Source organism: Aeromicrobium sp. YIM 150415, assembly GCF_016918125.1.
Lineage (GTDB): Bacteria > Actinomycetota > Actinomycetes > Propionibacteriales > Nocardioidaceae > Aeromicrobium > Aeromicrobium piscarium.
Map to the genome: position 1 here is coordinate 78,135 of NZ_JAERWM010000002.1, position 17,092 is coordinate 95,226.

The following is a 17,092-nucleotide window of genomic DNA, read 5'->3' on the forward strand; positions in this document are numbered from 1 at the left end:
ATGGAAGCTCTCCGCAGGATCGTCGCCCGATTCGTCATCGGCACGTTCGCGCTGGCGGCGGCGCTCGGAATCTACGCCCTGTTGAAGCCCGGTCAGCTCGGCGAGGTCGAGGGCAATGTACTGCTGACGACCACCATCGTCGGAGTCGCAGCACTCGCCGCGCTGTGCTATCTGGCCTCGAGCGCGAGCTCCTGGTGGCCGGCGGGCGCGGCCGGGGCCGTGGTGGCCGTGGTGCCGGTCACGATCTCCCTGGTGCTCGTCTGGGGCGACTGGTCGTACTCCGACGGGTGGTGGAGGACCTACGGGGTCAGCATGACGCTGGCGCTCACGCTGGCGCAGATCAGTCTGCTCGCCGGTCTGACCGGCGACGCCCGGCGGCGGCAGCGATGGCTGCTGATCTCGACAGCGCTGATCGCCGGCGCGGTGGCCGCCGTGATCATCATGCTCCTGCTCAGCGACGGCGGCATCGGCGACGACGTCATGCGCCTGCTCGGCGTCCTCGCGATCCTCGATGCACTGGGCAGCATCACCCTCATCGCACTGCGGGTCTTCGGCGGGCGCGTTCCGTCATCGGCGCGACGCGGGCCCGAGCCTTTCGTGCTGGATGCCGGACGCTCGACCCGGCTGCGGCGGCTGGCCACGGCCCACGGCGTCTCCGCCGATCTCATGCTCGACCGGCTGCTCACCGAGGCCGAGCGCGGCCCGACAGAGCCACCAGCCGACCGAGGCTGACCCCTATGGCGGGCGGCGGTAACTGGTCAACCTCTCCCCCGCGGCGGCGGTAGCCGGTCAACCTCATGACGGCCTGATGGGGTTGATGGTCTACCTCCGACCGGGTAGGAAGCGAGCGTCAGGCGGCGACGATCTGCGCGACCGGCATGCCCGAGTCGACCGGGAGGTCGAGTGCGGATGGCGACACGCCCCGCGCGACCAGCTCGGCACCCAGCGCCGCCACCATCGCCCCGTTGTCGGTGCACAGCGACGGAGGCGGGATGCGCACCTCGATCCCGGCGGCCTCAGCACGGTCGAGCACGTAATGGCGCAGCCGGCCGTTGGCGGCCACTCCCCCGCCCAGCACGAGCCGGGGCACGTCATGGGCGACGCACGCGGCGATCGCCTTCTTGCTGAGCACATCGCACACCGCGTCCTGGAAAGACGCCGCGATGTCCGCGACGGGCACCGGACGTCCCATGCGCTGCTCATGCTGCACATGCCGGGAGACGGCGCTCTTGAGACCCGAGAACGAGAAGTCCCACCGATAGCGTTCGAGATCGCGTCCCGTGGTCAGGCCACGCGGGAAGGCCACGGCGGTCGGGTCGCCGTCGCGAGCCGCACGGTCGATCTCCGGGCCTCCCGGGTAGGGCAGGCCGAGTAGGCGCGCGACCTTGTCGAAGGCCTCCCCGGCGGCATCGTCGATGGTCGACCCGAGCATCGTGATGTCGGTGGCGATGTCGTCGACGAGCAGCAACTCGGTGTGCCCGCCGCTCACGAGCAGCGCGACCACCCGCTCACCGAAACGGCCGTGTTCCAGCTGGTCGACGGCCACGTGCGCCGCGAGGTGGTTGACGCCGTAGAGGGGCTTGTCGTGGGCCAGGGCGAGGGCCTTGGCGGCAGCGACTCCGACGAGGAGGGCGCCGGTGAGCCCCGGACCGCAGGTGACCGCGATCGCGTCGACATCACGGACGTCGAGTCCGGCCTGGCGGTACGCCTGTTCGAGGGTCGGCACCATCGCCTCGAGGTGGGCGCGGCTGGCGACCTCCGGCACGACCCCACCGAAGCGCACGTGCTCCTCGACACTCGACGCGACCGCATGCGCGAGGATCTCCGTGCCTCGGACGATGCCGACACCCGTCTCGTCGCAGGAGGATTCGATGCCCAGGACCAGCGGTTCAGTCACCGCGCCAGTCTAGGCGGCCGACCGGCAATCCCCGCCCGCACCTCACCCACCACGCAGCGGTAAGCCATCAACCTCATCCGCACACCATTCGGTTGATGAGCTACCGCCACCGAGACGGAAGGGTTGATGAGCTACCGCCGGCGAGGACGGGGACGCAGCTCGACCGCGCCGGGATCAGTCGTCCTCGCGAGCCGCGCGTCGGGCGGCACGGGCTGCCTTCTCCTCGGCATCCAGGCGCTCGGCCTCCTCGGGGGTGGGGGCGAGACCTCCATAACGCGCGGGCGCCCACCACTGACCCTGCGGACTCACCGGATACTCGGTGATCGCCTTGTCCAGCAGCGCGCTCATCGCGACCCGCAACCGCTCGGTCTCGGCCACCGGATCCTCCCCGGTCACCTGCAGCGGCTCTCCGACATGCAAGGCGATCGTCTTGCCCCGGCCGAACAGATCGCTGTCATGGTCCTTCGTCTTCAGCAGCTGAGTGCCCCACGTCACCATCGGGATCAGCGGGACACCCGCCTCGGCGGCGATGCGCACGGCACCCGTCTTCAGATCCTTGATCTCCATCGACCGGCTGATCGTCGCCTCGGGGAAGATCCCGACGATCTCCCCGGACCTCGCGTACTCCACCGCATCGCGGAAGGACGCCTCGCCGCTGTCGCGATCGACCGGGATGTGATGCAGCGACCGCATGACCGGCCCGGACACCGCGTGCTCGAAGGCCTCCTTCTTCGCCATGAAGCGCACGAGTCGCTTGCTCGGCTGCGCGGCGAGACCGTCGAAGATGAAATCGACGTACCCGATGTGATTGGCCGCCAGGATGGCACCGCCCTCACGGGGAATGTGCTCGGTCCCTGACATCTGGAACCGCATCCCCAGCAGCTTGAAGAGCGTCTTGGCCGTGAGGATGATCGGCGGGTACGTGATGTCGCGCATTCGCCCAGACTAGCCTTACACGTGTTCACTGAACCACGTAGCGAAGCCGGTCAGGTCCGGCAGTGTCGCGGTGGCACCCGCTGCGGCGAGCTCCTGCTCCGAGCAGGGGCCCGAGGCGACACCCAGTCCCGGCACCTCGGCGATGCGCGCAGCCTCCATGTCATGGACATGGTCGCCGACGTAGAGGCTGGCGCGATGCCGCACGAGGACCTCCGACTTGCCATCGCGCCATACGCCGCCCGCGACGTGATCGACCGGCAGGCCCAGGTGCTCCACATGCAGGCGGGCATCGCGCTCGTTCTTGGCGGTGACCACCATCGTCTCGCCGCGCGCCGCGGCCATCTCGAGTGCGGCGATCGCGCCCGGGAGCGGTCCGACCGGCTCGATCGCGAGATCGGGGTAGAGCTCGCGATAGAGCTGCGCCGCCTTGTCGACCTCGGTGTCGGCGAACCAGTTCGCCAGCTCCACCTCGAGCGGCGGTCCGAGCCGCGAGACGACGAGGTCGACGTCGATCGGGACACCGGTGCGACGCACCAGCTCGTGATACGTGGCCGCGATACCGAGACGCGAATCGATGAGGGTCATGTCGAGGTCGAAGCCGACCACGACCGTGGGCTCACTCCTCGTCATCGATCGTGTGCACCGCTGCTTCCTCGGCGCTCGCGGCCGCTCCGTCGATACCGGCGTCGTCGCCGAGCAGTTCGGCGTCGACGTCCTCGCCGATGCCCGCATTGGGATCGACGAGACGCCCAGAACGATCGTGCCCGACCTCGCCGTCGTCGAGATCCTCCTCGTCCACCTCGGCGTACGGATCGGGCTCGGGGATCTCCTGAGCGAGACGCTGGTCCAATGACTCCCCCTGCAGCTCCTCCTCGGGTGTCGTGCCGAATCCCTCACCGGCGGACCAGCGCTCCGGCGCGCTGAAGCCTTCGTCGAGAGGATCCTCCAGGCCACGGTCGATGAGGGTGTCCTCGGGCGGATCCTGGCTGAGGAACTGGGAGTCCGCGGGCGTCTCGTCGGGTGCGTTGCTCATGGATTCAGACTGCCACTGTCATCGCCGCCCACAAGTCGAGCGGCCCGTTTGCGCAGCGCGAGATATATCACCACCACAGCCGCCACGACGACGATCCCGGCCAAGGCGACGAGCGGCTCGCCACGCAGCCCTCCGAGCAGGGCATAGAACGCGGCCATGCCGATCGTGGACCAGACGGTCGCCCAGGCGGCGGCGCCCGGCACGAGGCCCGACAGGTAGCGCGGCCAGCGCATCTCGATGAGACCGGCCGACAGATTGACGATCGTCTGCACGCCGACGGTCAGGAAGCTCAGCGCGACGACCGGCGCGCCCCACGTGCCGACCCGATCCATGACCGCGCGGGTACGGGCATTGGGCGAACGCCAGCGGATCACTCCCGCCGTGACGCCTCGCCCGATGAGATAGGTGGCGCCGGCACGCAGGAATGCCACGAGGAAGAAGCCGCACCAGGCCCATGCCCAGGGCCAGGAGCGCATCGCCTCGATGACCCCGTTCACCCTCGTCGCTCCATCACCAGTGCGTCGCGTCCTCGGTAGTAGCCGCGACGGGTCGCCAGATCGGAGAAGCCGAACCGGCGGTAGAGCCCGATCGCCGGCTCGTTGTCCGCGTCGACCTCCAGCAGCATCCGTTCTGCCCCTCGCTCGGCGGCTCGGCTCCACGCCTCGGTGAGCAGTCGCCGTGCGGTGCCGCGCCGCCGTCGTGCCGGGAGGACGGCGATCCGCAGGAGCTCGGCGTCCGGGCCCACGAGGGAGACGGTGGCGTATCCGGCGATGCCCTCCTCGTCATCGGCCACGATGACGGTCCGCGATGCCGCGAATTCGTCGGTGAGCTGGTTCCGGCTCCAGGCGTCAGGACCGAAGCAGAGTTCCTCCACCTCGACGAGAGCCGGCAGATCGGCGGCGGAGGCGGACCGCAGCGTCATCTCACGCCCGCGCGGCCGGCACCGTTGCGTCCGGACGGCGCAGGTACAGGGGTTCCAGGGGAAGCTCCGCGGCTCGCCCGGCGACCACGAGGCGGGCCAGCGCCGCTGCAGAGGGGTCGAGCGGTCCGGGACTCTGGGTGAGGACATCGGCATAGATCTCCGCACCGCGCCCGACGACCGGGAGTCCGAGCTCGGCGACGGTAGCGGGCTTGTCGACCGCGGGACCCTCGACCCGCACACCGTCGACATAGCGAGCCCAGTAGACCTCCTTGCGGCGCGCATCGGTTGCCACGATCAGCTCGGCCTGGTCGGTGTCGGCCGCGAGGATGTCGAGTGTGCAGACTCCGTGGGGGGTCAGATCGAGGGTCTGAGCCAGGGTCAATGCCGTCACGACGCCCACGCGCAGACCGGTGTACGGGCCAGGGCCGACGCCGACCGCCACATCGGTCAGGTCCGCGGCCGCGGCACCCGCTCGAGCGAGGGCCTCGCGGATCTGCGATGCCAGCAGCTCGCCGTGCGCCATCGCGCCGTGGGCCGTCGCCTCTCCGATCACGCGCGAACCGTCGTGCACCGCCGCGGTGATCGCGGGCGTGGCCGTGTCGATGGCGAGGAGGAGCACGACGCTAGCCTACGTGGCCCCGGGAGCGGAGATCCCCTCGCCGGGCGGTGAGCTGTCACGCACCCTCGGGCGGATAGTGCGGGATGGCTCACCGCTCAGGGCGGGGGTGCGGGATGACTCACCGCCCACGGTCAGCGCAGGAGGGTGGACCGCAGGGGAACGTCGATCCAACGCGGCCCGCGGGGGCGGATCGTGACCACCCGCATGTCCGGCGACTTCACCCCGGAGTCCGTGCCGACCGGATCTGTGTCATCGACCGCCCGCGCCTCGATCCGCACCGACAGCCAGCTGTCGGCCAGTTGCTCCGCGCGGCCCTCACCCCACTCCACGACCGTGATCGACTCCTCGGTCGAGGCATCGAGGTCGAGGTCGTCGATCTCAGCGGCATCGCCCAGCCGGTAGGCGTCCACGTGCACGAGGGGCGGACCATCGGCCAGCGAGGGATGTGTACGCGCGATGACGAAGGTGGGCGAGGTGATCGGTCCACGCACCCCCAGCGCCTCGCCGAGCCCCTGGGTGAACGTCGTCTTGCCGGCCCCGAGGTCACCGCTGAGCACCAGCAGATCCCCCGGGCTCAGCAGACGGGCGACATCGGCCGCCAACTCGTGCATCGAGGTCGCATCGGGGACCTCTCGCGAGAGCCACAGGGTCTTGCCCAGGTGGATCATCGGCCCGGTCTGCCCGATCGGCACGTAGAGCTTGCGGGTCCAGAACCGCACCGTATCCGGCAGTTCCTCGCGCACATCGAGCCAGATGCCGTCCTTGCCGCGTTCCTCGGCGATGTCCTCCGCCACGCCCACCATCGCGGAGGCCACCCCGCGATCGCGACCCTGCGGATGGACGCTGACCCGCCGCAGACCCAGCAGCCCCTCGCGGGACTCGTCGAACAGGATCGCCCCCATCGGGCGATCACGTCGCAGGGCGAGCAGCCCCCCGTAGTCGCGCAGTGTCGCCGCGACCGTCTCGACCGTCTCGTCGAAGGCCGTCGTCGGGGGATCGAGAGCGGGCCGAGCGGCGAAGGACCGATGGATCACGTCGACGATGACCTCGGCATGCTCGGGTCCGGCCTCGACCAGGTCCAGAGCCGCCCGCTCGGTCATGCCGGCTCCTGCCGAGAAGAGCACACGATAGGCAGAAACCGGCCTAACACGTCCATCGCTCCCTCGCTCCGCTCGGTCATGCCAGCTCCTGCCGAGAAGAGCACACGATAGGCAGAAACCGGCCTGACACGTCCATCGCTCCCTCGCTCCGCTCGGTCATGCCAGCTCCTGCCAAGAAGAGCACACGATAGGCAGAAACCGGCCTGACACGTCCATCGCTCCCTCGCTCCGCTCGGTCATGAGGCCTCCTTGAGTACGGTCTCGATCGCCTCCGTGACCGTGGCCGGATCCTCGAACATCATCATGTGGCCCGCGTCCTCGATCGTGACGAGTTCCGCTCCATCGATGTGTCGGGCGAGCCAGCGGCTGTGGGAGAACGGGGTGAGCACGTCCTTGGTGCCGCCGACCACCACGGTGGGAACCCTGGCCAGCGCCTCGAATCCCTCGCCGAGGTCGAGGTCCAGGAAGTTGGGGTAGAAGTTCACGATGACGCGCGACGGGGCGCGCAGGATCATCTCATTGGAGATATCCGCCGCGGCCTCGGAGGCGTGCGGTCCGAGCGCCCAGCGCTTGATGACCGAGAAGCTGTTGAACTCGCGGCCCCAGTCCAGGACCGGCGTGGTGGCCCGCATCATGGCCGCGATATAGCGCAGAGCGGGGCTCTTGCGCATGAGCTTGCCGCCGCTGGTGCCGATAAGGACCGCACCGGCGACCTGCCGCTCGAAGACATCGCGGTGACGCGCGGCGAAGCGCATGATCGCCATGCCGCCCATCGAGTGGCCCACGAGCACCACCCGGGAGTCCGCCGCGAGGCTCTCCAGCACGGTCAGCAGGTCGTCGGCGAGGTCGTCGAGGGAGGAGTTCGATGCCGAGGTCACCCCGGACCTGCCGTGCGACCTCAGGTCGCAGAACACCATGCGGGCAAGGCCTCGTAGGGCGAGCCGCTGATAGTGCCAGGTGTCGAGATCGCACATCCAGCCGTGCAGGAACACGATGGTCGGCTCGGGGCCGGCGTCGACCTCGGCGTGCAGCGGGACATCGTCGTGTGCGGCGAGGTAGTGCGACTCCCCGTGCACCGAGCCGAAGGGGGTCTCGTCGCCTCGCCGCTCCAGCCGGCGCTGGGCCGACAGGTTCTTGAAGACGGTCGCCGCGACGCCAGCGGCGGCGAAGGCTCCCGCCGTCGCCGCTGCGCGTGTCACGTGCTTTCTCATCGCTCTCCTCGATAGGTCCGGGTCCAGCGTCCCGCCAGCCGGGTCACGATCTCGTAGCCGATCGTGCCGGCAGCCTGCGCCCACTCCTCCGCGGTGGGCTCGCCGTCGTCGCCGGGTCCGAACAGTGTCACGAGATCACCCCGTCGAGCGGGCAGTTCGCCGAGATCGATCACGCACTGGTCCATACAGATCGTTCCACGCACCGGCACCCGCCGGCCCGCATACCCCATCTCGGCGCGGTTCGAGGCCGTGCGATGGAGGCCGTCGCCGTAGCCGACCGGCACGAGACCGAGGCGGGTCGGATGGTCGGCGGTCCAGCGGTAGCCGTAGGAGACCCGGGCACCTGCCTCGACCTCCTTGACCTGCGCGAGCCGGGCCCGCGCGGTGAGCACCGGCCGGACGCCCGGGAACCGCACGGCCGGGTCCGGGTCGATGCCATAGGAGGCGATGCCCACCCGCACGAGATCGAAGTGGGCGGACGGACGGGTGAGGATGCCGGCGGAGTTCGACAGGTGCCGTAGGCCTGGCTCGACTCCCGCTCCACGCAGTTCGTCGACGGCGCCGATGAAGACTGCCTCCTGTTCGGCCGACGCGGGATTGTCCGGTTCGTCGGCGCAGGCGAAATGCGACCACACTCCGGTGACCTGCACGCGGCCGCCGTCCTGGGCTCGCGAGGCCGCGCGGACGAGGGCCGACCAGTCGGCACCGAACCTCGCGCCGTTGCGGGACAGGCCGGTGTCCACCTTGAGCTGTACGCGGGGTCGCGACGGCGCGGCGGCGAGGATCTCCTCAAGCTGCTCGGCCGACGACGCGGTGACCTCGATCCCGGCCTCCACGAGCTCGGCGAAGGGGGCACCGGGTGTCTCCAGCCAACACAGCACCGGGCCGTCGTCACCCGCGGAGCGCAGGGCGAGGGCCTCCTCGGGTCTCGCGACACCGAGCCAGTCGGCGCCGGCATCGCGTGCCGCGCGGGCGATCGGCACCATCCCGTGGCCGTAACCGTTCGCCTTGACGACCGCCATCTGCTGCGATGCGGGCGCCAGCTCGCGCAGCACCCTCAGGTTCTCGCGGTAGGCGTCGAGATCGACCACCAGCTCCGCGGCCGCCGGAGCGCCGTTCGCCCCGCTCATCGTGCCGCCGTCGGCACGAGGAAGTCGCCGAGCACGCTCGGCAGCAGCTCGGCGATATGGTGCGCGGGGAAGGGGCCCGCGAGCGCCGCGCGCTCGGCTGCCGCGCCGTGGAGGAGGGCGGCCAACGCGCCCGCCGAGAGAGCACCGAGTCCCGAGGACAGCAGCGACCCAGCGAAGCCGGCGAGCATATCCCCCGCTCCCGCCGTGGCGAGCCACGGGGTCCCGGAGGTATTGACCATGGTCCGTCCGTCCGGAGCGACCACCAGCGTGCGTGGCCCCTTCAGCAGCACCGTGGCATCCCAACGTCGAGCGGCAGTTCGCGCGTGGGGCCATGGATCGGCCTCGACCTCGGCCCGCTCGACCTCGAGCATCCGTGCCAGCTCACCGGCATGCGGTGTGAGCAGCACGTCGGGTCGCAGGCGGGGAGGAAGGTGCGTCAGCGCCGTGGCGTCGAGGAGCACAGGCACGTCGTCATCGAGTGCCGCGCGTACCGGCTCCGGGTCGTCGATCCCGCCGGGGCCGACCACCCACGCCTGCACGTGGCCTCGTCCCGCGACGACCTCGGGGGCACGATCGACCACCCGGTCGCAGAGTTCGCGCTGGCCCACGAAGCGCACCATCCCGGCGGTTCCCGCTTGAGCACCGGCGACGCACAGATGCGCCGCACCGGCGTACTCCGGAGAGCCGGCCTCGATGCCCACTACTCCGCGGCTGTACTTGTGCGACTCCGGCCCGGGGACCAGATGAGCGAAACGGGCACCGTCGCCGAGCTCGAGCGCCTCACATGCCGGATCGGAGAGATGCTCGGCGATGCCGACACCGCACACGACGAGCTCTCCGGAGGCCAAGGCGCCGCGACCGATCAGCAAACCGGGCTTGGCGCCACCGAAGGTGACGGTGACATCGGCGGCGACGGCGGTACCGGGCACCGTGCCGTCGTCGACGCCGATCCCCGAGGGGGTGTCGACGGCGATGACATAGGGGCGCTCGTCACGCACCCAGTCGGCCCACTGCGCCGCCCGGCCTTCGAGTCCCGGCCTGGCGCCGATCCCGAACAGCCCGTCGACGACGTAACGCTGGTCCGAGGGGGCCTCCACGAATCGGGCCCCGGCGTGGCGGGCCGCCGCGAGGCCGGCCTCATGGGCCTTGGCCTGGTCGAGCAGTGCGATATCGACCCGATGCCCGCGATCGCTCAGTCGGGCGGCGGCGAAGAGCGCGTCGCCACCGTTGTTGCCCGGCCCGACGAGCACGAGCGTCGTCGCATCCGACGGCACCCGCAATGCGACGACATCGGCGAGCGCAGCGGCAGCCGCCTGCATGAGACCGTCCCACCCGTGGACACGGGCGGCGGACTCCTCAGCGGCGCGGATCTGCTCGACCCGGTACGCGCTCAGCATGTCACTCGACGGTGACGGACTTGGCCAGGTTGCGCGGCTGATCGACATCGTGACCGAGCTGCGTCGCCAGTTCGCACGCGAACAGCTGGAGCGGGACGGTGGCGACGAGCGGCTGCAGCAGCGTAGGCACGCGGGGCAGGCGGATCACCTCGTCGGAATAGGGCACGACGGTGTCATCCCCTTCTTCGACGAGTGCGATCGTGCGGGCACCCCGCGCGCGGACCTCCTGGATATTGGAGACGATCTTCTCCTGCAGCTGATCACGGGCCCGCGGTGGTACGACCACGAATACCGGGACTCCGTCCTCGATGACCGCGATCGGGCCGTGCTTCAGCTCACCGGCGGCGAAGCCCTCGGCATGCACGTACGCGAGCTCCTTGAGCTTGAGCGCCCCCTCGAGTGCGACCGGGTAGCCCACGTGGCGGCCGAGGAACATGATCGACCGATTCGACGACAGCCGGTCGGCGAGCTTGCGGATCTGGTCGGCATTGTCGAGCACCTGCTGCACGGCCTGCGGGGTGCGCCCCAGCTCGTCGAGGATCAGCTGGATCTCGTCGCCGTACTTGGCGCCCTTGACCTGAGCGAAGTAGAGGGCCAGCAGGTAACACGCCACGACCTGCGACAGGAAGCCTTTGGTCGAGGCGACCGCGATCTCCGGGCCGGCGTGGGTGTAGATGACGGCATCGGACTCACGAGGAATCGTCGAGCCGTTGGTGTTGCAGATCGACAGCACCCGGGCGCGCTGTTCGCGGGCGTAGCGGATCGCCATCAGGGTGTCCATCGTCTCGCCGGACTGGCTGATCGAGACGACGAGGGTCGTGTGGTCGAGGATCGGATCGCGGTAGCGGAACTCCGAGGCGAGCTCCACCTCGCACGGGATGCGAGTCCAGTGTTCGATGGCGTACTTGGCGACCATGCCGGCGTAGTAGGACGTGCCGCAGGCGATGACGATGATCTTGTCGACCTCGCGCAGCTCGCCATCGGACAGGCGCATCTCGTCGAGCTGCAGGCGCCCGTCCGTGCCGATCCGGCCGAGGAGCGTGTCGGCGATGGCCTGGGGCTGCTCGTGGATCTCCTTGAGCATGAACCAGTCGTAGCCGCCCTTCTCCGCCGCGGATACGTCCCAGTCGACCGTGTACTCCTTGGTGGAGACCGGCTGGCCGTCGAAGTCGGTCACGACGACCGCATCGGCGGTGATCTCGACGACCTGGTCCTGGCCGAGCTCGATCGCGGTGTGGGTGTACTCGATGAACGCGGCGACATCGGAGCCGAGGAAGTTCTCGCCCTCGCCGCGTCCGACGACCAGCGGCGAGTTGCGGCGGGCACCGAGCACACGGCCGGGGGTCTGGGCGTCGGCGACGACGAGCGTGAAGGCACCCTCGAGGCGGCGGCAGACCGCACGGAAGGCCTCGGTGACGTCCGGCGTGGTTTGGAGCTCGTGATGCAGCAGGTGGGCGACGGTCTCGCTGTCGGTCTCGGAGACGAAGTCGTAGCCGGCGTCCTCCAGCTCGTCGCGGAGCGTGGCGAAGTTCTCGATGATGCCGTTGTGGACCACCGCGATGCGTTCGGAGGCGTCGAGGTGGGGGTGGGCGTTGACGTCATTCGGCGCGCCGTGGGTGGCCCACCGGGTGTGGCCGATGCCCGTGGTGGACGCCGGGAGCGGGTTCTCCTGCAGCACGCCGTCGAGGTTGACGAGCTTGCCCGCCTTCTTGGCCGACGCGATGCCGTCGGCCGTCACCAGCGCGACCCCGCCGGAGTCATAGCCTCGGTATTCCAGGCGCCGAAGTCCACCCATGACGACGTCGACGGCCGGGCGCGAGCCCACGTATCCAACGATTCCACACATAGCTTCCAGGGTACCGAGTGACGGGCGAAATCACGGCATCGCAACAATGGTGCCCATGTCACGTGAGCTGACACCGTTCGTCGAGCTGGAACGGTCCGCTTGGGCCGAACTCGCCGACGACTCCCCGGTCCCCCTCACCGAGGCGCAGATCGCCAGCGTGCGTGGTCTCGGCGAGGAGCTCGATCTCGACGAGGTCGAGCAGGTCTACCTCCCCCTCGCCCAGCTCATCAGCCTCCGGGTCCGGATGGCCGGTGCGTTGTACCGCGCCACCGAGCGGTTCCTCGGCAACCCGCAGGCGAGCAAGGTCCCCTTCGTGATCGGTCTGGCCGGCTCGGTCGCCGTCGGCAAGTCCACCACGGCCCGTCTCCTGCGTGAACTGCTCGCGCAGCGCGAGGAGCATCCCCGTGTCGCCCTGGTGACCACCGACGGCTTCCTGCTGCCGAATGCGGAGCTGGAGCGACGCGGGATCCTCGACCGCAAGGGATTCCCGGAGTCCTACGACCGCAAGGCGCTGCTGCGCTTCATCGTGGGCGTGAAGAGCGGTGCCGAGCACGTCGAGGCTCCCGTGTACTCCCACCTGACCTATGACCGCACCGACGAGCGGGTGGAGATCGATCGTCCCGATATCGTTATCGTCGAGGGCCTCAACGTCCTCGCGCCCGCCCGGGCGCGCGGCGATGGGAGTCCGGGCCTGGCGATCAGCGACTTCTTCGACTTCGGGATCTACGTCGACGCCTCCAGCCGCGACATCCGCCGGTGGTACATCGAACGCTTCCTTCGCCTGCGCGAGACCGCCTTCGCGGATCCGGCCTCGTACTTCCATCGCTACAGCTCGTTCACCGACGAGCAGGCCGTCGCCCGTGCGGAGGAGCTGTGGGACACCATCAACTGGCCCAACCTGCGTGAGAACGTGGCGAGCACCCGGGGCCGCGCGGACCTCGTGCTGCGCAAGGGCTCGGACCACACCGTCAAGTGGGTCCGCCTCCGCAAGCTCTGACCCTCCGGCCTGAGCAACTTTTGCCGGGTTGCGGCCCTCGATACCGGCGTGTCGAGGGCCACAACCCGGCAAAAGTCGGACCCGGAGGGTCAGAGGGCGAGCTGGGCGCGGACGATGCCGGCCAGGCGGTCGGCGACCTCGGTCGCCTCGGCCTCAGTGGGTGCCTCGACCATGACGCGCACCACCGGTTCGGTCCCTGAGGGGCGCAGGAGCACGCGACCGGTCTCACCGAGCTTGGCGTCGGCGGCGGCGACCTCTCCCTGCAGCACCGGATCGGTCCCGGCACGGTCCTTGTCGACGCCCGAGACGTTCAGCAGCACCTGCGGCAGACGCGTCACGACCGTGGCGAGATCGCTCAACTGCCGCCCCGTGGCTACCATCTCGGCCGCCAGGTGGACCGCAGTGAGGACACCGTCACCCGTCGTGGCGTGGTCGCTCATGATGACGTGTCCGGACTGCTCACCGCCGAGCGTGAACCCGCCCGCGCGCATCGCCTCCAGCACATAGCGGTCGCCGACGGCGGTGCGGACGAGGGTGAGACCGGCTTCCTCGAGGGCCAGCGAGAGGCCGAGGTTGCTCATGACCGTCGCGACGACGGTGTCGTCGGCGAGCCGGCCTTCGCGCTGCTGACGCAGGGCGAGCACCGCGAGGATCTGATCGCCGTCGACCAGACGTCCCTCGGCGTCGACGGCCAGACAGCGGTCCGCGTCTCCGTCGAAGGCGAAGCCGGCATCGGCGCCCTGCTCCACCACCGCACGCCGCAGATCGCCCGGGTGCGTGGAACCGCAGTTCTCGTTGATGTTGAGCCCATCGGGCTCGGCGTGGATCGTGACGACCTCGGCACCGAGCGCCGCGAAGGTCTCCGGACCGACCTCGTGGGCCGCGCCGTTGGCGCAGTCGAGGACGATCCTCATGCCGTCGAGCCGCTCGGAGACCGAGGCGGCAAGATGCTTGACATACGCGCCGAGGCCAGCCCGGCTGTCGCCGACCCGGCCCACGGACGCCCCGGTCGGCCGCTCCCACGGCTCCTGGAGACGCCGTTCGATGGCCGCCTCGATGTCATCGGGCAGCTTGTGCCCGCCGCGCGCGAGGAACTTGATGCCGTTGTCGGGCATCGGGTTGTGCGATGCCGAGATCATGACGCCCATGTCCGCCTCGAGCAACGACGTCAGGTAGGCCGTGCCGGGCGTCGGGACGACCCCGAGCCGATGGACGTCGACCCCCGCAGACGCCAAACCCGCGACCACCGCGGCCTCCAGGAACTCCCCGGAGGCACGCGGGTCGCGGGCGACGACGGCGGTGGGACGCTGATCGGCGAAGGCCCCCGCCTCGCCCAACACGTGGGCGGCGGCGACGGACAGATCCACGGCAAGCTCGGCGGTCAGATCCCGATTGGCCAGACCCCGAACTCCGTCCGTACCGAAGATACGGCCCACCAGCGGATCAGCGCTTGCTGTACTGCGGCGCCTTGCGGGCCTTCTTGAGGCCGGCCTTCTTGCGCTCCTTGATACGCGCGTCGCGCGTGAGGAGTCCGGCCTTCTTGAGCGTGGGGCGGTTGGCCTCGAGATCGACCGCGTTGAGCGCACGGGCCACGCCGAGGCGCAGCGCACCGGCCTGACCGGTCATGCCGCCGCCGTCGACACGCGCGATGACGTCGAAGGACTCCTGCAGACCGGTGGCCGCGAGGGCCTCCTTGGCGATCTGCTGGTGCAGCTTGTTGGGCAGGTACTCCTCGAGCGGCTTGCCGTTGACCGTCCAGGTGCCGGTGCCCGGGAAGATCCGCACACGAGCGACGGCCTCCTTGCGGCGGCCGGTGGCGCTGGCGGGAGCGATGATGGACGGCTTGTCCGTCGAGCCGACGCTCGGGGAGGTCTCCGAGGTGTAGGCGACACCCTCGGCGTTGGCGGTGTACTGGGCGTCTTCGGTGGTGGTCTCAGCCACGGTGAACCTGCTCTTCTCGCTTACTGGGAGATCTGCGCGATCTCGAAGGACTGGGGCTTCTGGGCGGCGTGCGGGTGCTCCGGGCCGGCGTAGACCTTCAGCTTGGTGATGAGCTGACGGCCCAGACGGTTCTTCGGCAGCATGCCGCGGACCGACTTCTCGATCGCCTTGCGGGCATCCTTCTCGAGGAGGTCTCCGTAGGCGGTCTGCTTCAGGCCACCGGGGTAGCCGCTGTGGCGGTACACGTTCTTGTCCGAACGCTTCTTGCCCGACAGCGCCACCTTGTCCGCATTGACGATGATGACGAAGTCGCCACCATCGACGTGCGGAGCGTAGGTCGGCTTGTGCTTGCCGCGCAGCAGCGTCGCCGCCTGGACGGCGAGACGGCCGAGAACGACGTCCTCGGCATCGATGACATGCCACTGACGGTCGATGTCAGCGGGCTTCGGGCTGTACGTGCGCACGGCGTGACCTTCTCGCTTGTCGGTGTTGCTGGATTCGGTGTGGGCGCGGCACGGCTGATGCCGCAGGCACCACGACGTCCAAGCCTAACTGTCGGACCCCAACAGGGTCAAAACGGGGTCCCTGTCGCGGACCCAGAATCGCGCCATGTGAGCACGACCACTACGTTAGAGGTGCTGTCCCACCACGAGACCGCAGAACCGTCTTACGTCACAGGAGACCCAACGTGACCCAGAAGCAGACGCTGACCGTACGCGACAACCGCACTGGCGACGAGTACGAACTCGACATCACCGACGGCGCCATCCGCGCGAGCGACGTAGGCAAGATCGGCAAGACCGAGGACGAGGCCGGCCTGGCCGTCTACGATCCCGGATTCACCAACACGGCCTCCACGCGCAGCGCCGTGACCTTCATCGATGGCGACAAGGGCATCCTCGAGTACCGGGGTTACCCGATCGAGCAGCTGGCCGAGTCCTCGAACTTCCTCGAGGTCGCCTACCTCCTCATCTACGGCGAGCTCCCCACCCGCGAGCAGTACGAGCGGTGGGAGCACGAGATCACCTTCCACACGTTCGTGCACGAGGACATCAAGACGGTCATGCGGGGCTTCCGCTACGACGCCCACCCGATGGGCATGCTGCTGTCGAGTGTCGGCGCGCTGTCGACCTTCTATCCCGAGGCGCGCAACATCACCGACGAGCAGATCCGCCACGAGCAGATCGTGCGGTTGATCGCCAAGATGCCGACGCTCGGGGCCTGGTCCTTCCGTCACGCACAGGGCAAGCCCTATGTGTACCCCGACAACGACCTCTCGTATGCCGAGAACTTCCTGTCGATGCTGTTCCGGATGAGCGAGCCGAAGTACGAACCGGACCCGCGGCTCACCAAGGCCCTCGAGGTGCTGTTCATCCTGCACGCCGACCACGAGCAGAATGCCTCGGCGAATGCCGTGCGCTCGGTGGGCTCTACCCAGGTCGACCCGTACTCGGCGGTCAGCGCCGGCATCGCGGCGCTCTTCGGCCCGCTGCACGGCGGCGCCAACGAGGCCGTGCTGCGCATGCTCAAGCGCATCGGCAGCAAGGAGAAGGTGCCGGCCTTCATCGAGGGCGTCAAGAACGGCGACGAGCGCCTCATGGGCTTCGGCCACCGGGTCTACAAGAACTACGACCCGCGCGCCAAGATCATCAAGAAGGCCTGCGACGAGGTCTTCGAGGTCACCGGCGTCAACCCGCTGCTCGAGGTCGCTCAGGAGCTGGAGAAGATCGCGCTGGAGGACGACTACTTCGTCTCGCGCAAGCTCTACCCGAATGTCGACTTCTACTCGGGCCTGATCTACGAGGCGCTGCAGTTCCCCCCGGAGATGTTCACCGTGCTGTTCGCGATCCCGCGCACGGCCGGCTGGCTCGCGCAGTGGATCGAGCTCGTGGACGACCCGGAGCAGAAGATCGCGCGTCCCAAGCAGATCTACACCGGCGGCCGGGAGCTCGACTTCGTGCCCGCCTCCGAGCGCTGGAAGTAATCACCAGGTGACCGTCGAGGGGACGGGGGGGCCGCCCCCCGGGCCCCGCCCCGCCCCCCCCCCCCCGCCCCGCCCCGCC

Annotated in this window: 18 protein-coding genes; 3 read left to right on the forward strand and 15 right to left on the reverse strand. The window is 69.3% G+C overall.

What is annotated here, in order from left to right; translation table 11 throughout:
- On the forward strand, positions 1–732 hold the full coding sequence (locus JL108_RS01115) for a hypothetical protein (protein ID WP_205196536.1): 732 nt from the start codon (positions 1–3) through the stop codon (positions 730–732).
- 118 nt (positions 733–850) lie between these two features.
- Here the strand turns inward: JL108_RS01115 and tsaD are convergent, their stop codons facing one another.
- From tsaD to glmS, 12 genes are all read right to left on the reverse strand, one after another.
- Positions 851–1,897 carry a tRNA (adenosine(37)-N6)-threonylcarbamoyltransferase complex transferase subunit TsaD gene (gene tsaD, locus JL108_RS01120; protein WP_205196537.1) on the reverse strand — a complete coding sequence of 349 codons (1,047 nt, stop codon included), beginning with the start codon at positions 1,895–1,897 and terminating at the stop codon, positions 851–853.
- Positions 1,898–2,071: 174 nt separating this feature from the next.
- Positions 2,072–2,833: a 1-acyl-sn-glycerol-3-phosphate acyltransferase gene (locus JL108_RS01125; protein ID WP_205196538.1), complete on the reverse strand. Its 762-nt coding sequence runs from the start codon at positions 2,831–2,833 to the stop codon at positions 2,072–2,074.
- Positions 2,834–2,848: 15 nt separating this feature from the next.
- Positions 2,849–3,463, reverse strand: a complete 615-nt coding sequence (locus tag JL108_RS01130; RefSeq protein ID WP_205196539.1) for an HAD family hydrolase — start codon at positions 3,461–3,463, stop codon at positions 2,849–2,851.
- Positions 3,450–3,866 (reverse strand): DUF5709 domain-containing protein, encoded by a 417-nt coding sequence (locus JL108_RS01135; protein WP_143911441.1) that lies wholly within the window; start codon positions 3,864–3,866, stop codon positions 3,450–3,452. The genes JL108_RS01130 and JL108_RS01135 overlap by 14 nt, the downstream gene beginning before the upstream one ends.
- Entirely contained in the window at positions 3,863–4,363 is a 501-nt protein-coding gene (locus JL108_RS01140) for a VTT domain-containing protein (protein ID WP_205196540.1), read from the reverse strand. Before JL108_RS01140 ends, JL108_RS01135 begins: the two co-directional genes overlap by 4 nt.
- Positions 4,360–4,788 carry a ribosomal protein S18-alanine N-acetyltransferase gene (gene rimI / locus JL108_RS01145; protein ID WP_205196541.1) on the reverse strand — a complete coding sequence of 143 codons (429 nt, stop codon included), beginning with the start codon at positions 4,786–4,788 and terminating at the stop codon, positions 4,360–4,362. Before rimI ends, JL108_RS01140 begins: the two co-directional genes overlap by 4 nt.
- A gap of 1 nt (position 4,789) precedes the next feature.
- Positions 4,790–5,407, reverse strand: coding sequence for a tRNA (adenosine(37)-N6)-threonylcarbamoyltransferase complex dimerization subunit type 1 TsaB (gene tsaB, locus JL108_RS01150; RefSeq protein WP_205196542.1), 618 nt, complete (start codon positions 5,405–5,407; stop codon positions 4,790–4,792).
- Between the two features lie 131 nt (positions 5,408–5,538).
- Positions 5,539–6,507: a tRNA (adenosine(37)-N6)-threonylcarbamoyltransferase complex ATPase subunit type 1 TsaE gene (gene tsaE / locus JL108_RS01155; protein ID WP_143911437.1), complete on the reverse strand. Its 969-nt coding sequence runs from the start codon at positions 6,505–6,507 to the stop codon at positions 5,539–5,541.
- A gap of 236 nt (positions 6,508–6,743) precedes the next feature.
- Positions 6,744–7,718: an alpha/beta fold hydrolase gene (locus tag JL108_RS01160; protein WP_205196543.1), complete on the reverse strand. Its 975-nt coding sequence runs from the start codon at positions 7,716–7,718 to the stop codon at positions 6,744–6,746.
- Entirely contained in the window at positions 7,715–8,848 is a 1,134-nt protein-coding gene (alr, locus tag JL108_RS01165; RefSeq protein ID WP_205196544.1) for an alanine racemase, read from the reverse strand. The genes JL108_RS01160 and alr overlap by 4 nt, the downstream gene beginning before the upstream one ends.
- Positions 8,845–10,245, reverse strand: coding sequence for an NAD(P)H-hydrate epimerase (locus tag JL108_RS01170; protein WP_205196545.1), 1,401 nt, complete (start codon positions 10,243–10,245; stop codon positions 8,845–8,847). The genes alr and JL108_RS01170 overlap by 4 nt, the downstream gene beginning before the upstream one ends.
- 1 nt (position 10,246) lies before the next feature.
- Positions 10,247–12,091, reverse strand: coding sequence for a glutamine--fructose-6-phosphate transaminase (isomerizing) (gene glmS, locus JL108_RS01175; protein ID WP_205196546.1), 1,845 nt, complete (start codon positions 12,089–12,091; stop codon positions 10,247–10,249).
- A gap of 46 nt (positions 12,092–12,137) precedes the next feature.
- On the opposite strand from glmS, the gene coaA reads away from it, so the two are divergent.
- The gene (gene coaA, locus JL108_RS01180; RefSeq protein WP_205196547.1) at positions 12,138–13,088 is read left to right on the forward strand and encodes a type I pantothenate kinase; all 951 of its coding nucleotides are present in this window, start codon (positions 12,138–12,140) and stop codon (positions 13,086–13,088) included.
- A gap of 89 nt (positions 13,089–13,177) precedes the next feature.
- On the opposite strand, the gene glmM is transcribed toward coaA, so the two are convergent.
- Genes glmM through rplM form a run of 3 tightly spaced genes read right to left on the reverse strand, consistent with a single transcriptional unit; the run spans position 13,178 to position 15,493 of the window.
- Positions 13,178–14,524: a phosphoglucosamine mutase gene (glmM, locus tag JL108_RS01185; RefSeq protein ID WP_205196548.1), complete on the reverse strand. Its 1,347-nt coding sequence runs from the start codon at positions 14,522–14,524 to the stop codon at positions 13,178–13,180.
- Positions 14,525–14,531: 7 nt separating this feature from the next.
- Positions 14,532–15,029 (reverse strand): 30S ribosomal protein S9, encoded by a 498-nt coding sequence (gene rpsI / locus JL108_RS01190; RefSeq protein WP_143911430.1) that lies wholly within the window; start codon positions 15,027–15,029, stop codon positions 14,532–14,534.
- Positions 15,030–15,049: 20 nt separating this feature from the next.
- The gene (gene rplM / locus JL108_RS01195; RefSeq protein ID WP_143911429.1) at positions 15,050–15,493 is read right to left on the reverse strand and encodes a 50S ribosomal protein L13; all 444 of its coding nucleotides are present in this window, start codon (positions 15,491–15,493) and stop codon (positions 15,050–15,052) included.
- A gap of 224 nt (positions 15,494–15,717) precedes the next feature.
- On the opposite strand from rplM, the gene JL108_RS01200 reads away from it, so the two are divergent.
- Complete coding sequence (locus JL108_RS01200; RefSeq protein ID WP_205196549.1) at positions 15,718–17,013, forward strand: citrate synthase; 1,296 nt, start codon at positions 15,718–15,720, stop codon at positions 17,011–17,013.
- Positions 17,014–17,092: the final 79 nt, after the last annotated feature.